Below are 13,266 nucleotides of genomic sequence, written 5' to 3' on the forward strand. Positions count from 1 at the left end.
CAATCATGGGAATATCTGGTGGAAGGTAAAATTTATTATGGGTACAATATTTTCTCTCGGTGAAAAATTACGCCAATTGCGGGATGAAAGGAACATTTCACAACGTGATCTGGCTCGACTGGCAGGCTTATCCCCCAATTCGATCAGTCTGATCGAACGGGATGAAACCTCCCCCAGCGTATCGACACTGCAAAGCCTGGCCGCAGCACTTAATATTCGCATGAGCTATTTTTTTGAAGAGGAAACACCATCCTCCGTATTACATCTAAAATCCGGTTCCCGACCGAAGATAGTAAGTGAAGGATTGGGCATTGAAGGCATGGGGAAAACTTTGCCATTTCAGGAATTGGAACCCTTCATCATGACACTGGAACCTAAAGCGGGCAGCGGTGGAGAACGGCAGGTCGTTCACTCAGGGCACGAGTTTGTTTATTGTCTACAGGGAAAAATTGAATATGTGATTGACGGAAGGGTTTATCTGCTGGAAGTAGAAGATATTCTCATTTTCGAAGCCACCCTTCCCCACTTATGGCGCAACCCATTTGATAATGAAGCAAAATTTATTCTTGTTCTTCAAACCCCCAACGCTTCCAGGGAACCTGTCCAACGGCATTTCTCGAGCCATCCCTCGGTCACTCATATCGGAGGATGAGCAGACATTCGAAAAAAAGTACTTGCGTGAGACCCTGTTATAGAATTTCTGGCGGACATGGGACAAGTTCGATGCTTGTTTCGTAAACGCAAATAGTATGCCGTTCGCGAGTATATTTTCTCTTATATCGAACATTCACTTATAAAACCTCTACTTGTGGAAAACCGTGTCATGCCTCACTTGTTTTGGGTCTTGCAACCGGGATGGCCACATGAGTACAAGAAAATAAGATACAGCTACGCAATTAAATATCTTGAGCTCTGCTGTACCCAGGAAGAGAAAAAGTATCCATACGCCAGTCTGTGGAAAGACTCGCTTGATCGTACCGAAATGCTTATTAAGTCTTCACTGATCGCAGGTGCTGAGACATAGGCACATTGATTGACCACCCGCGCGATCCTCGACAACTCAGTCTAGGATTACCCCCCCATAAAAAAAGATAGCCGATAAATATTTTTTTGTTTACGCGCAGTTTGAAAATAGTTTGCGATTCCTGTCAGAAACTTCAGCTCAGGATTTTGAGGATTTCGCAATCGGGTGTGATCAAGCCTTATCCTTGAACCAGGAGGAATAGATCATGGAGAATAAAATATCGATCCCTTTTCAAATACTTGTAGCATGAAATCACAACCTAAATGCTATAAATGGGTGGTAAAAAGATCTCCGGATGGAACCCTTTTCACTACAGCTACCTTACAGCTACCGCATTGCACAGAATGGATACAATGCATAATATGTACAATTTATTGCCCATTTTTAGAACATAATGGCCTAAAAAAGCCTCAATATACGCTATGGACAACTCGGTTTGAAATTCGTAATTAGCAGGTCGTGGGTTCGTATCCCACAGGTGGCTCAAAAAATGCACAAATAATGGCAAGTTTAAGCTAATCGCACCAATGAAAGGACTCCTGCCTAGTGGAGCCTTTTTTTGTACAGTGACAAAATATTTATCCGGTTTCTTCAGGGATTACAGCACATGAGGGAATCAGAACTCTCCCATTTTCTTCAATCATCATATCTCGCATAAATAATCTGTAATTGGAGGGACAATTTTAAAGTTGAAGTTTCTTGACCACATCACCAACCCTGATCCTTCCAGGCTGCATTACTTTGGCATTAATACCGCGCAGTTGAAGTTGTTTTCCGACAGCGGCACATTATCGATACTTAAATCCAGGTCAATAAACAATTGATCCCCGGCCAGCTGCCATCGCTCTTTCTCCTGCGCCACCAAGGCAATCACGCGGGCATTCATGATATTGAGCTGCATATCGGGGTGCGATGTTCCATCCAATGTCCGTGAACTTCCGCGGACTTTCCAGTTGTCACCAACAAGCCCTTCAACCAGGTCAAGTTCCCCAACTTCCAGGATTTCCCGTGCTTCAATTTGCGGTCGTCGCACAATCAACTCCAATACACCATCATTTTTTGGGGCATAGCGGATAGCATCCAGTCCGGCTTCCAGTTCTGCCATCGTCAAATGCTTTGGAGTATTCATTCGTTTCATCCTCCCAGCCATTTGGGCCAGGTTTTTGGAGATGGCGGATTCGCTTTGATGACTGCCTGTTTGACATCTTCGCAAAATTCCTGCGCCGCAATTTCCGGCCCCATTCCAATATATCCGTTCAGCGGGCTTTTGGACCCCTGTATATATCCGGATACTTCCAGCCCATATTCTTTCGAAAACATCGAAGTATGTACGCCAACGGAAATGAGCTGTAGATTGGCCGCGGTCAACATGGTGCCAGTTCTGTCTCCCCGGCGCACCCAAATAAGCCATTGGGATGTAAGCAGCATTCCAGTGTGAATGGTCCTATCCGAATTATCATTCAGCCAGGATACCAGTCTGCTCACGCTCTTCTTCTCGGAAATGGTTTCACAACAGCGCAGGGTTTCAGCAACCGGTTCTCCCAGGGCATGTTCCTGAAAATAGTTCCGAACAGCCTGGCGCAGTTCGGGGTGTAATTGACTCACAGAACATTTTCGCGTGGTGCGGTTATAGTCACTCATATTTTTCTTTTTCCAATTACGATGGCATGTTGAGCCATGTTACCAACATGCTCACATGGGTTAAATGGTCTCGACCAAATTTATACCATGATAAAGCATAAAGGATTACACCATCCAGTTCTGGATGGAAGATAATATTTTTTCGTAAATTGCAAGTCACTCCGCCTTGTTACCGGTCAATCCCATATACACCTCAATGATACGTTCGGCAATTTTTTCCCAGGCGTAATCCAGTGAATATTGCGCGGCGTGAGTCCCCATCGCCTCGCGCAGATCGGCGTCACCCAGCAATGCCGAGAGCTTATCGCATAACGCGGAGGGGTCGCTATCCGGGACGGTGAAGCCCGTCACGTCGTTTTGAACCAGGTAGCCAAGCCCGCCCACTTCCGAGGCGATGACAGGCGTGCCGCAGGCCATCGCCTCCAGCGCCACCATTCCAAAAGATTCGTATAACGAAGGCATCACAACCACTTCTGCCGCAGAGTAATAATATGGCAGGGTATCCTGTCCGCGCATCCCCAAAAAGACCACCATGCCGCCCATGCACAATTCGTCGCATAATTTTTGCAGGCGGGTCATTTCCTCGGTCATATCTTCGGGGATCGCATCCGGCTCACCGCCGATGATCGCAAGATGCACGGGACGATGGATCTCCTGCGAATCCAAACAAGCCATGGCCTGGATCAACGTGTCCACGCCTTTAAGCGGCTCGATCCGCCCAACAAAAAGCACCATTCGATTCTCGGGTTTCAACCCGAGGAATTGCTTGGCTTCGTCGGCGGGAATTGGATAAAAATGACTCGTATCCACACCGGGCGGGATGATCGCCAATTTGCGTTGCTCTGCACGGTAGAGGAATCTCAACTGTGTCGCTTCAGCTATCGTGGCGGCGATGATGCGGTCTGCCCGGCGAAGGACCCGCCTCTCCCCTTTGAGCCGGTTCTCGTCCGCGCGTTCACTCTCCGAACGAGCCACACGATTCTTCATTTCACCCAGCGTATGGAACATGTGCACGATAGGCGTTCCGCCCCAGGCATCGCTTAGGGATTCAGCCGCCAGCCCGGACATCCAGTAATGACTATGGATCACGTCATAATGGATGCCTTTTTCCAGGGCGAATTGCTTGATGCCCTCCACAAATTCAGGAAGGTAATTTGCCAATTCACTCTTGGCTTTGGGGGTCTCGGGACCTGACGGCACATGCACAACACGGTTGCCAAATCCCAATTCATGCACAACATGCGGAACATGTTCATCCTGCGAACGTGTAAAGACATCTATATGCACACCCATGCGCCCCAGTTCACGCGTTAGGTCGCGGACATACACATTCATTCCACCGGTGTCCTTCCCACCCAGTGTGGCGAGCGGACAGGTATGATAAGAAAGCATTGCAACACGAAGCATAATTATGGGTTCCCAAATCACAGACAACATGTCAGGCTGAAAACTTGCGGGCTGCGTCAACATGACGGCTTCAGTTAAGAAATATGGATCACAGGAAGCGCCATTATTTTATCTCTTTACAGCCAATACGCCAAAACAGAGACTTCTCAAGATAATCGAGTTGGGGGTAAAATTATATATAATATATAATCCATTAGGAGTAGAGCATGTCTGTCTTCACACCCGGCCGACGCTGGCAGCCTCCATTTATGCCGTTCAAGCGAACCACGTTCAAAAAACGCGCGCTCGCAAAAATCGAACTCGCCATAAAAGGTCCGTTGTTTGGATGCCGCATGTGCGGGAATTGCCTGCTGCAGGAAACTGCCTTTATCTGCCCAATGGAATGCCCGAAGGGGTTACGCAACGGTCCGTGCGGCGGTTCGACCCCGGAAAAATGTTACGTGGATGAATCACGCCCATGTATTTGGTATAAGATCTACGAGCGGTCTTTTAAACTAGGGCGCGAAGCCTTGCTGCTTGAAGTATTACCGCCAATGGATTGGGAAAAAGCAGGGACGGATTCGTGGGGCGATGTCTTTAGCCAGGCAAAAAAAATCGGCGCGAAGCAGATCGTGACGAATCTGACCGCGCGGGAATCTGGTTCTGTTTCAAAGACATTGGATTCCATTTTCAGACCCGTGCGTCAGCCCGATTGGTGGCAGGGCGACTCTTTATACCATGCGCCAAAATACAGCGAACCCGCCTCTGAACTTGAGCGCCGATTGAAAGCCGGCGAATTTGTGGTTGCTGCAGAAGTCACACCTCCCCTTTCGATCAACACTGAAAAGTTGAAACAGAATATTGAGCTGCTTAAGCCGTATGTAGCCGCGTTGAATTTTACAGACAGTCCCTCAGCCATTCCACGCATGTCTTCATGGGCGTGCAGTAAATTTGCCCTGGAACAAGGCGCAGAACCAGTGATGCAGATCGCGGCGCGCGACCGCACACGGGTCGGCTTGCAATCCGAAGTCGTGGGCGCGGCGGCTTTGGGTGTCCGCAACATCTTGTGTATCACAGGTGACAGCATGGCGCTCAGCCCTTCCCCGCGCGGACGGATGGACATCGTTGACATCGACTCGGTCCAAATGTTGTGGATCATGCGGCGGATGCGTGATGAAGGCAAATATCTGGATGGGCGCGAGATGAAAAGCCCGCCAAGATATTTCCTCGGCGCGGCGGCTTCCCCATTTGCATCCAACATGAAATTCCAGGCGCTGCGCGAACAGAAAAAGGTCAACGCGGGCGCGCAATTCTTCCAGACCAATGTTGTCTTCGACGCGGACGCGCTGGATGAATGGCTGAATGAGATCGCCAGGCGCGGCATTCTGGACAAAGTCTACATCATGGTCGGCCTGACTCCGCTCAAGAATTACAAGACCGCCGCGTACATGAACAGCAAGATACCGGGCGTCTTTGTCCCTGAGAAAGTGCTCAAGCGCATGGAAGATGCCAAAGAAAAAGGCAATGAACAGGAGGAAGGCGCGCAGATCACTTTGGAATTGATCGAGAAGATCAAGACCAAACAAGGCGTACACGGAATTCACATTATGGCTGTCGGCTGGGAAGAGATCGTGCCGAGGATCGTACAGGATGCGGGGCTGTATGCTCCCGCCCCGGCAGCAAAGGCTCAAGCGGGTTAATTACGGTGGAATCACTTATATCAAGGCGTAAGTGATTTCAGCCTTATCATTCTGATATCTGAGGATCGCCTTCAAAAATCAAGACCGTCAACCCAATGATTATTAGATCATCAGGTTTTAATATCACTCCCTGAGAAGCCACCCGGCTGCCATTAACGTACACGCCGGAGCTTGAGCTGATATCGTAAAGCACATAGTTTTCGTTTTCAAAATTGATCAAAGCATGGCGTCTGGACACATTTATTTCTGACAGGACGATCTGGCAATCCTCATCCCTTCCCAGGATCTGCGTTCGCGCCAGATTAAATATTCTTATGGTCTTGCTGAATTTCGTCCTATTCTCATAAATAGTTTGCGGGAACGACTCTTTCAAGCGTATCGTTTTTTGAAGAGCCTGGGATGACAGATCCATATTTTCCAACGACGTAAAAGTAATATCTTCCCCGGCCCACGTTCGCTCGAGGATCGCTTCAAATATGGATGCCTTTGGTGTTTCAACCAATTTGAGCCATGCAGGCCAATAACCCGCCTCATTCTTATTACCTGCTGAGGGAATTTCTTCTTTGTATTGTTTGCGGGTTGAAAGTCTGCTTTCAAGGACAGATCTGCTCATTCGCGTAATGGCCACACCGATAAAGCCAAGTGCCACGCCGATGAGGATCAGGATAATTTCGTTTTGCACATAGACCTCTTTTTGAAAAAAATCAATTTTGAACCATAAGAAAAATTATTTTCAATATGAGCATATCACTGCCAATGTACTGCGTGGAGATTCCCAGGAGACCGGAACCTAACAAAAAAGATAACAGCTGGGGCGGGCGTAAGTCAGGCGAAAATACACTTGTCCATTCAATGGATTCGTATATACTTGTGCATAATCGAATTCCACAGACAGGGATGCCATTCAAGGGGACATATGCCCCGTAAAATATCCGAAGACCAAACTCGTAAGCAAATGATCGACCCGCAGTTGGAACACGCGGGCTGGTATTTGCGCGACCCCGCCCAAAAGCAGGCGAAGGTGTCTGGCTATGAAAAATAATTTTTCCGAAACTGATTGGAAGATTCTCTCACGCTTAAAACCCCTGGCACTCGACCACCTGTGTCAGCTCATTTTGGGAAGGTCTGGTGACATTATCGCCCGCGCCCACCAAGGTGGTCATCATGACTGCTATCTTGATCTGTATCGTCATATCCACGAGAGCGACGAAACGATGAGCAGGTGTTTCGATGACTTCAAACGTTCCCAAGCCCTGGTCATTTTGGCAAACTGGAGGCAGGAGAAACTAATCACGGACGAAGAATTCGCCACCTTTAGTCCTGACACACGTGTGTTGGTGGATATGTTGCTAAAACAACGCTAACGTTACAGAAGATAGAACCTGGATAAATTTCGCTAAACAACATACCTCGGCAAATCAGCGAAGAACGCACCCACAAGGAAATGATTGAAAGTGGAGGGGTTGTTTGAGAGTCTGCTGGCGGAGAGTTTTCGTGAAAAGACCTGACAGGTTTCCACGAGAGTCTTGCGTTCAGAGTCTCATGTCCGCGTGGAGGTTGCGATCGAGTCGCGTCACAGTGAAACCTGTCAGGTCTGGTTTGGTCGAGTCACTGCGAGGGCGGATGGGTGCTTCGCAATCTACGCGGCAGGTGGAGGGGCTGTTTGAGTCAATGTTGAGTCAGAGTTTTGGAAGATAGTATTTCTATTGCTTTCGAACTTGATTTTTAAAGTAGGCGTGCTATGATGATGTTGGAGGACGCCATGAATAAAACCCTCAAACAAACCCTGTTCTGGACGCCACGTGTTGCGGGCATCCTGTTCATCTTGTTTATAAGCTTGTTTGCGCTGGACATTTTCGACGCGCAGCTTGGTTTCTGGGGAACCATCGTCGGATTGTTCATGCATCTCATTCCGTCTATGTTGCTGGCGATTGCTGTTTTCATCGCTTGGAAACGTGAATGGTTTGGTGCGCTTCTGTTCATCGGATGGGCAATCTGGTACGTGTCGTTCATGCGGGGGTTTGATTGGATCGCGTATGTGCTCATCGCAGGTTTGCCCGCGTTGATCGGTCTGTTATTCTTAGTAGGCTGGATCTGGAGAAAACAGATTCGCGCTGGCAGAGACACCAGTACTGCATAGATAGTGGTACAAGTCAACGATCTGTTTGGTGTTCACGTGTAGATGTGTGTTGGCGCGGGGTTGGAAATATATATGCCAAAGAAATCTAAGCCATCAATTCTAAAAGCGCTCGATGACCTTTACGAAAAAACGTGCAAGAAAGTCGATCCACTTTATCCTATGAACAAGAAGACAGGCAAGATCGAACTGCCCGATGACGTGATTGCCGATTTAAAATGCCTTCTCCTGGTCAGCAATAAACCTGCGGCTGTCAAACGTGTCTGTGAATTAACAGGTGTTGGCTTGCGGGTATCAAAAGATTTTGTGGATAGTCTGCAATGACAAAACCATTCCCTGCCTTTGCGGGCGTTGGGTCGAAATCTTGATGGGTTGTTTGAATGTTTTTGGAGGAGTTTTTTAATGGCTGGAAAATATATGCCGCTTGAGAATTACTTACGAGACCTTCCTGTCAGCCAAAGAGAAATTACGCTGGGCTTTGAACAGATCGAAGGAATATTGAATAGTAAACTGCCATCCTCCGCGTACGAAGACCAAAGATGGTGGGAACATGAGACGGAAGGCAATCATCGAAATACCCGTGCGTGGTCCAATGCAGGTTGGAGGATTAAAAGTTTGGACGTCAATGCGAAGTGGGTGAAATTCGCCCGTGCTTGATGGTTATTTTGGCATGGTGAAGCGGTGCAAATGTCGCTCGGGGATTGCGTGCGGAGGACGGATCTCGGCGGTTGAGACTCGCACACCGCACAACAAGCGGGTTACATGTTGAGGTATTTCAACAGCTCATATACCAACATCGCAGGCCAGACAATGCCTTTGAGAAACCCCAGCACACCTGCCCCAAACGTGGCGGCATGGCTGATGTAATAGATCCACGCGCCGATCAGGCCGAACCCATACACTGCATCTGAAGCGCCGCCCCTGTGAATCACTTTTGATCTCCGGCTTTCCTGCTCGTTCGTTTTTGTTTCTGCGGTCATTTTATTCTCCTTTTACATTATCAGTTATTATTGCAATATACGCTGTTCGGATAACCTTGGTTGCATCCCGCGCGTCAAAAGAAGAGTCATTTTATTCATGCAGAGCGAGAGGAGATTATCACGTGGCAAAAGTAAAGATCACTCAAAAAGGACCTGCCGGCAGCGTTCAATACACTGAAGGCTGGTTAAAAAAGAACATCTGTGAATTTTATTTTGAATTTGGCGGCGGCGAAACTGTCGCCATCATTACCATCCCTGCCGAAGATCAATGGGACGCGGCATATCCCTGGGCCAGCGGACGGCGCAAAGAGATACTCACATTTGTGGCGGAAGAATTGCGCCGAACACAAGCGCCGTCATCCACCATTGTGTGGGAAGAAAGATCATTCCGGCTTATTAACAAATAAGGTGCTTCTTATTTTTCCCCGCGTTGTAACGCACTCGCGCGGATTTGATGAAGTTAACAGATTTCTGCGCGGATTGAAAACTGATTCGATATAATCGGGGACATTATGAAAAAGCACAGCATCGCAGGATTGCTCGCAGGTCTGGGAGCCGCATCTATTTGGGGCGGAATGTACGTTGTCAGCAAGGTGGTATTGGATGTGATTCCGCCCTTTGCATTGCTCACCATACGCCTCATCATGGGCGCGGCGGTGTTGGGAATGGTGATCCATTTCCGCAGGAACAAACCCGCATTTACCAGGGAACAATTTTGGAAAAGTTTACTGGTTGGCTTTGTAGGGTACGGCATCTCGCTTGGCTTTCAATTCGTCGGCACAAAACTTTCCACAGCTTCGAACGGATCACTGGTCACATCCGCCACGCCTGCCTTTGTTTTGATCTTTGCCCCATTCTTACTTGGCGAAAAAACGACGACACGCCGCATCATCGCGCTGGTCGTATCCACACTCGGGGTACTGGCAGTCATCGACCCGCGCAACGCGGAGCTCTCCCCCACCTTGTTTTGGGGGAACATGAGCCTGCTCTCGGCCGCGCTTACCTGGGCTTTATATTCCGTGCTGGTGCGCAAGGTCAGTCAAACAGGCGACCTGCTCACCTCCAGCGCGGTAATGTTATTGGGCGGCCTGCCCTCCAGCCTCGCGCTCGGACTTTGGGAGATCAACACACAAGGGGTCGGACAGATCACCATCGGCATCATCGGCGGATTATTATTTTTGGGGATCATCTCAACCGCCATCGCGATGTTCCTGTGGAATTATGCCTTTGCCGAATTACCCGCCGCACTGGCATCGCTCACGTTCTTTGCACAGCCGGTAGTGGGCACGCTGCTCGGTTGGTTTTTCCTCGCTGAAAAGATCACCCCGCTCTTCCTCGCCGGCGGCGCGTTGATCAGTATCGGTATTTTGATCTCAACCAGAGAATAACGGATGCAATGGAGCTAACGACTGCGCCCGATTTAAAGTAATTTATTGAGGATGGAAATCCAAGCGATTATTTTTTTACGTTTCCTTCCGCCAGTTTGCGGGTGAGATGAATGGTCGCATCAGCGCCGACGGTGTGAAGCAAGGCCATGTTTGGCGGGCGCTGCGCGCCGACCGGGTACCCACACACAAGCACCACCTGCTGCCCGGCTTGAATGCCTGACTTCAACAAAGCCGCATCCACATTGGCGATCATGTCATCCATGGTGGTTGCAAATTTTGCAAGATACGGCTGAACACCCCACAAGAAGGCCAGTTTATTATAGGTTTCCTGTTCCGGCGTAAATGCCAGAGTTCGTTTTGACGGTCGCGCCTTGGACATCAACCAGGCTGAGCGTCCCTGCATTGTAAAAACAGCCACTGCGCGGACTTCCGGATCGTCAGCCAGCACCTTCGCAGCCCGCGCCATTGAAGCCGCATCACTCTCCCCCAATCCGATCCTGCGGTCCTGGCGGCTGCCCCACTCAAGAAAATGAGCCTCGGCTTCCTTAACGATGCGCGACATCATGGCAACTGCTTCAGCGGGATAATCGCCGGAAGCGGTTTCCGCGGAAAGCATGACCGCGTCGGTCCCATCGAAAATCGCGTTGGCGATATCCGAGGCTTCGGCGCGCGTCGGCAGTGGATTCTGGATCATCGATTCGAGCATTTGCGTGGCGGTGATCACCAGCTTGGCGCGCGCGTTTGCGGAATGAATGATCATCTTTTGCAGGGTGGGCACGCGTTCCGGTGGAAGCTCCACGCCCAGGTCGCCGCGCGCCACCATCACGCCGTCCACCACATCCAGGATGGCTTCCAATTCATTCATGGCTTCCGGTTTTTCAAGCTTGGCGATCAGAAGCGGCATGTGTTTTCCCTGTGAAAGTTGCTCCATTGCCGCGCGTACCGCCTTGACATCTTCCACGCTGCGCACGAACGAGATCGCCACCGCGTCCACTCCCTGCGAAATACCAAAAGCCAGGTCGGCTTTATCCTTCTCGGTAAACCCTGCAATGCGGAGTTTAACCCCGGGCAGGTTGATGCCTTTATGCGATGAGAGCGCCCCGCCCACCAAAACCTTCGCGCAGACAACCCGCCCTTCAGCAGATACCACTTCGAGCGCGAGCCGCCCATCGTCAAGCAGGAGACGATCTCCGTTATGAACAGACTCGAACATCTCACGAAAATCCACCGGGATCAGTTGATTGGCGGTCTTTGGAAATTCATCCTGAGTCGCGTACAGGCAGACTTGCTCGTCAACCGCTAGCTGGATCGGGGCGGAGAGCCTGCCCACCCTGATCTTCGGTCCTTGCAGGTCCTGCAAAATACCGACGGGCATTTCCAGTTTATTGGCAGCGCCTCGAATGGCCGCGATGCGCATCCGATGCTGTTCGTGTGTGCCGTGTGAAAAATTTAGGCGGGCGATATTCATCCCGGCTTTGATCAATGACTCCAAGACCTGTTCTGAATCAGAAGCGGGTCCGATGGTCGCAACGATCTTTGCTCTTCTCATGTGGTTTCCTTTCCTTCCTGGGTTGATCAATTACCAAGTGACCACCAGGTCTCATTGAGGGAATAGTTCCATTATGACTTGTGTAACATAAAAACTGCCGCAAGGTTACGCGGTTCGCAACCATGCGGCAGGCTTCGTATGATGAGGATGCTACAGGTAGTGTAGTTCCCTTGCCTGTTGCAACAATCCCTCACGGAATTGAGGATCCGCGACATTAATCAGCGCCTGCGCGCGCTGGCGGATGGTCTTGCCATACAGGTCGGCTATGCCGTGTTCAGTCACCACAAAACGGACGTGGTTGCGGCTGGTAACGACGCCGGCGCCGGGCTTCAGCATCGAAACGATCTTGCTTAATTGAGTTCCATCCCGCAAAGTGGCAACACTCGGCAGTGCGATGATGGGCACGCCGCCCTTGGAACGGGATGCGCCATAAACAAAGTCAAGCTGGCCGCCGACACCGCTGTACAGTTTGGGTCCGATACTGTCGGCGCAGATCTGACCCGTCAGGTCAACTTCGATCGCCGAGTTGACCGCCACCATGCGGTCGTTTTGCGCGATGACGAAGGGGTCGTTCACATATTCAGAGCGGTGCAATTCGATCATCGGGTTGTCGTCCACCCATTCATATAATCGTTTTGTGCCGAGAATAAACCCGGAAACGATCTTGCCGGGATGCAGTGATTTTCTAGCATTGGTCAACACACCCGCGTTGACGAGATCGATCACGCCGTCCGAAAATAGCTCGGTATGAATGCCAAGATCTTTTTTGTCGAAAAGATATTTCAAGACCGCATCCGGGATCGCGCCGATGCCAAGCTGCATGGTCGCGCCGTCGGGGATCAACGAGGCAACGTGCCCGGCGATCTTTTCAATAATATCTGACCTGCCTTCCGAGGCCATGATATGTTCCGGGATCGGATAGTTTACAGGCACGATATGAGTCAGGCGGCTGACATGAATGAAAGAATCGCCCAAAGTGCGCGGCATTTTCTCATTGACTTCGGCAATAATGATCTTCGCAGATTCAGCCGCTGTTTTGGTGAGACCCACTTCAACCCCCAGGCTGCAAAAACCATGCTCGTCCGGAGGGGATACGTGAACAAGCGCCACATCCAAAGGCAAAACACCGCGCTTGAAAAGCAACGGAAATTCCGAAAGCAAAACGGGCGTAAAATCTGCGCGGCCTTCCTGCACGGCCTTGCGGATATTGGCGCTGATGAACATGGAATTCACCCGCAGGTGGCCTTCCATCTCAGGGCCGACATAGTCAGCGGAGCCGACGGTCAGCGCCTGGCAAACTTCAACACTGTTAATGTTTGGCGCGTATTCCACGAGAGCCGCGAGAAGTTTTTGCGGGACAGACACATTACCTGTAAGGAATATGCGGTGACCCGATTTGATCACCTTCACAGCTTCCTGCGCTGTGGTTACGCGTGATTGATAAATATTTGCTGCAACCAT

General features: G+C 50.1%; 16 protein-coding genes. 9 read left to right on the top strand and 7 right to left on the bottom strand.

All coding sequences use genetic code 11. The features are described from left to right. Nucleotides 1-37 precede the first annotated feature (37 nt). Nucleotides 38-652: a helix-turn-helix domain-containing protein gene (locus IPL17_RS16505; RefSeq protein WP_345308179.1), complete on the top strand. Its 615-nt coding sequence runs from the start codon at nt 38-40 to the stop codon at nt 650-652. A gap of 1,108 nt (nt 653-1,760) precedes the next feature. Here the strand turns inward: IPL17_RS16505 and IPL17_RS16510 are convergent. The 3 genes from IPL17_RS16510 to IPL17_RS16520 all read right to left on the bottom strand — a co-directional run bounded on the left by IPL17_RS16510 (nt 1,761) and on the right by IPL17_RS16520 (nt 4,072). After that, on the bottom strand, nt 1,761-2,153 hold the full coding sequence (locus IPL17_RS16510; RefSeq protein ID WP_345308180.1) for a hypothetical protein: 393 nt from the start codon (nt 2,151-2,153) through the stop codon (nt 1,761-1,763). Between the two features lie 5 nt (nt 2,154-2,158). Then, nucleotides 2,159-2,665 (bottom strand): hypothetical protein, encoded by a 507-nt coding sequence (locus IPL17_RS16515; RefSeq protein ID WP_345308181.1) that lies wholly within the window; start codon nt 2,663-2,665, stop codon nt 2,159-2,161. A gap of 156 nt (nt 2,666-2,821) precedes the next feature. Continuing rightward, a complete protein-coding gene (locus IPL17_RS16520; RefSeq protein ID WP_345308182.1) occupies nt 2,822-4,072 on the bottom strand; it encodes a glycosyltransferase in 1,251 nt (416 codons plus the stop codon). A gap of 206 nt (nt 4,073-4,278) precedes the next feature. On the opposite strand from IPL17_RS16520, the gene IPL17_RS16525 reads away from it, so the two are divergent. Further along, the gene (locus IPL17_RS16525; protein ID WP_345308183.1) at nt 4,279-5,751 is read left to right on the top strand and encodes a methylenetetrahydrofolate reductase C-terminal domain-containing protein; all 1,473 of its coding nucleotides are present in this window, start codon (nt 4,279-4,281) and stop codon (nt 5,749-5,751) included. Between the two features lie 46 nt (nt 5,752-5,797). Here IPL17_RS16525 and IPL17_RS16530 read toward each other — a convergent pair whose 3' ends face one another. Beyond that, complete coding sequence (locus IPL17_RS16530) at nt 5,798-6,433, bottom strand: FHA domain-containing protein (RefSeq protein WP_345308184.1); 636 nt, start codon at nt 6,431-6,433, stop codon at nt 5,798-5,800. A gap of 234 nt (nt 6,434-6,667) precedes the next feature. Here IPL17_RS16530 and IPL17_RS16535 point away from each other — a divergent pair, with 234 nt between their 5' ends. The 5 genes from IPL17_RS16535 (at nt 6,668) to IPL17_RS16555 (ending at nt 8,545) form a co-directional block, all read left to right on the top strand. Continuing rightward, the gene (locus IPL17_RS16535) at nt 6,668-6,793 is read left to right on the top strand and encodes a hypothetical protein (protein ID WP_345308185.1); all 126 of its coding nucleotides are present in this window, start codon (nt 6,668-6,670) and stop codon (nt 6,791-6,793) included. Further along, nucleotides 6,783-7,115: a hypothetical protein gene (locus IPL17_RS16540; protein ID WP_345308186.1), complete on the top strand. Its 333-nt coding sequence runs from the start codon at nt 6,783-6,785 to the stop codon at nt 7,113-7,115. The genes IPL17_RS16535 and IPL17_RS16540 overlap by 11 nt, the downstream gene beginning before the upstream one ends. Nucleotides 7,116-7,513: 398 nt before the next feature. After that, a complete protein-coding gene (locus IPL17_RS16545) occupies nt 7,514-7,891 on the top strand; it encodes a hypothetical protein (protein ID WP_345308187.1) in 378 nt (125 codons plus the stop codon). 72 nt (nt 7,892-7,963) lie between these two features. Next, nucleotides 7,964-8,212 (top strand): hypothetical protein, encoded by a 249-nt coding sequence (locus tag IPL17_RS16550; protein WP_345308188.1) that lies wholly within the window; start codon nt 7,964-7,966, stop codon nt 8,210-8,212. Between the two features lie 78 nt (nt 8,213-8,290). Further along, entirely contained in the window at nt 8,291-8,545 is a 255-nt protein-coding gene (locus IPL17_RS16555; RefSeq protein WP_345308189.1) for a hypothetical protein, read from the top strand. A 101-nt stretch (nt 8,546-8,646) separates the two neighbouring features. Here IPL17_RS16555 and IPL17_RS16560 read toward each other — a convergent pair whose 3' ends face one another. Next, nucleotides 8,647-8,868, bottom strand: coding sequence for a hypothetical protein (locus tag IPL17_RS16560; RefSeq protein ID WP_345308190.1), 222 nt, complete (start codon nt 8,866-8,868; stop codon nt 8,647-8,649). Nucleotides 8,869-8,990: 122 nt separating this feature from the next. Here IPL17_RS16560 and IPL17_RS16565 point away from each other — a divergent pair, with 122 nt between their 5' ends. Further along, nucleotides 8,991-9,275, top strand: coding sequence for a hypothetical protein (locus tag IPL17_RS16565; RefSeq protein ID WP_345308191.1), 285 nt, complete (start codon nt 8,991-8,993; stop codon nt 9,273-9,275). Nucleotides 9,276-9,380: 105 nt separating this feature from the next. Then, nucleotides 9,381-10,256, top strand: coding sequence for a DMT family transporter (locus tag IPL17_RS16570; RefSeq protein ID WP_345308192.1), 876 nt, complete (start codon nt 9,381-9,383; stop codon nt 10,254-10,256). Nucleotides 10,257-10,323: 67 nt separating this feature from the next. Here the strand turns inward: IPL17_RS16570 and pyk are convergent, their stop codons facing one another. Together pyk and IPL17_RS16580 are read right to left on the bottom strand one after the other, a co-directional pair. Continuing rightward, nucleotides 10,324-11,805: a pyruvate kinase gene (gene pyk, locus IPL17_RS16575; RefSeq protein ID WP_345308193.1), complete on the bottom strand. Its 1,482-nt coding sequence runs from the start codon at nt 11,803-11,805 to the stop codon at nt 10,324-10,326. A 150-nt stretch (nt 11,806-11,955) separates the two neighbouring features. Continuing rightward, complete coding sequence (locus IPL17_RS16580; protein WP_345308194.1) at nt 11,956-13,266, bottom strand: acetyl-CoA hydrolase/transferase C-terminal domain-containing protein; 1,311 nt, start codon at nt 13,264-13,266, stop codon at nt 11,956-11,958.

Source organism: Candidatus Villigracilis saccharophilus (genome assembly GCF_016711665.1).

Excerpts from the sequence above, each read along its gene's own strand:
- IPL17_RS16505 (WP_345308179.1), top strand. The coding sequence starts at position 38 with ATGGGTACAATATTTTCTCTCGGTGAAAAATTACGCCAATTGCGGGAT.
- IPL17_RS16510 (WP_345308180.1), bottom strand. The coding sequence starts at position 2,153 with ATGAATACTCCAAAGCATTTGACGATGGCAGAACTGGAAGCCGGACTG.
- IPL17_RS16515 (WP_345308181.1), bottom strand. The coding sequence starts at position 2,665 with ATGAGTGACTATAACCGCACCACGCGAAAATGTTCTGTGAGTCAATTA.
- IPL17_RS16520 (WP_345308182.1), bottom strand. The coding sequence starts at position 4,072 with ATGCTTCGTGTTGCAATGCTTTCTTATCATACCTGTCCGCTCGCCACA.
- IPL17_RS16525 (WP_345308183.1), top strand. The coding sequence starts at position 4,279 with ATGTCTGTCTTCACACCCGGCCGACGCTGGCAGCCTCCATTTATGCCG.
- IPL17_RS16535 (WP_345308185.1), top strand. The coding sequence starts at position 6,668 with ATGCCCCGTAAAATATCCGAAGACCAAACTCGTAAGCAAATGATCGAC.
- IPL17_RS16540 (WP_345308186.1), top strand. The coding sequence starts at position 6,783 with ATGAAAAATAATTTTTCCGAAACTGATTGGAAGATTCTCTCACGCTTA.
- IPL17_RS16545 (WP_345308187.1), top strand. The coding sequence starts at position 7,514 with ATGAATAAAACCCTCAAACAAACCCTGTTCTGGACGCCACGTGTTGCG.
- IPL17_RS16550 (WP_345308188.1), top strand. The coding sequence starts at position 7,964 with ATGCCAAAGAAATCTAAGCCATCAATTCTAAAAGCGCTCGATGACCTT.
- IPL17_RS16555 (WP_345308189.1), top strand. The coding sequence starts at position 8,291 with ATGGCTGGAAAATATATGCCGCTTGAGAATTACTTACGAGACCTTCCT.
- IPL17_RS16560 (WP_345308190.1), bottom strand. The coding sequence starts at position 8,868 with ATGACCGCAGAAACAAAAACGAACGAGCAGGAAAGCCGGAGATCAAAA.
- IPL17_RS16570 (WP_345308192.1), top strand. The coding sequence starts at position 9,381 with ATGAAAAAGCACAGCATCGCAGGATTGCTCGCAGGTCTGGGAGCCGCA.
- pyk (WP_345308193.1), bottom strand. The coding sequence starts at position 11,805 with ATGAGAAGAGCAAAGATCGTTGCGACCATCGGACCCGCTTCTGATTCA.
- IPL17_RS16580 (WP_345308194.1), bottom strand. The coding sequence starts at position 13,266 with ATGGTTGCAGCAAATATTTATCAATCACGCGTAACCACAGCGCAGGAA.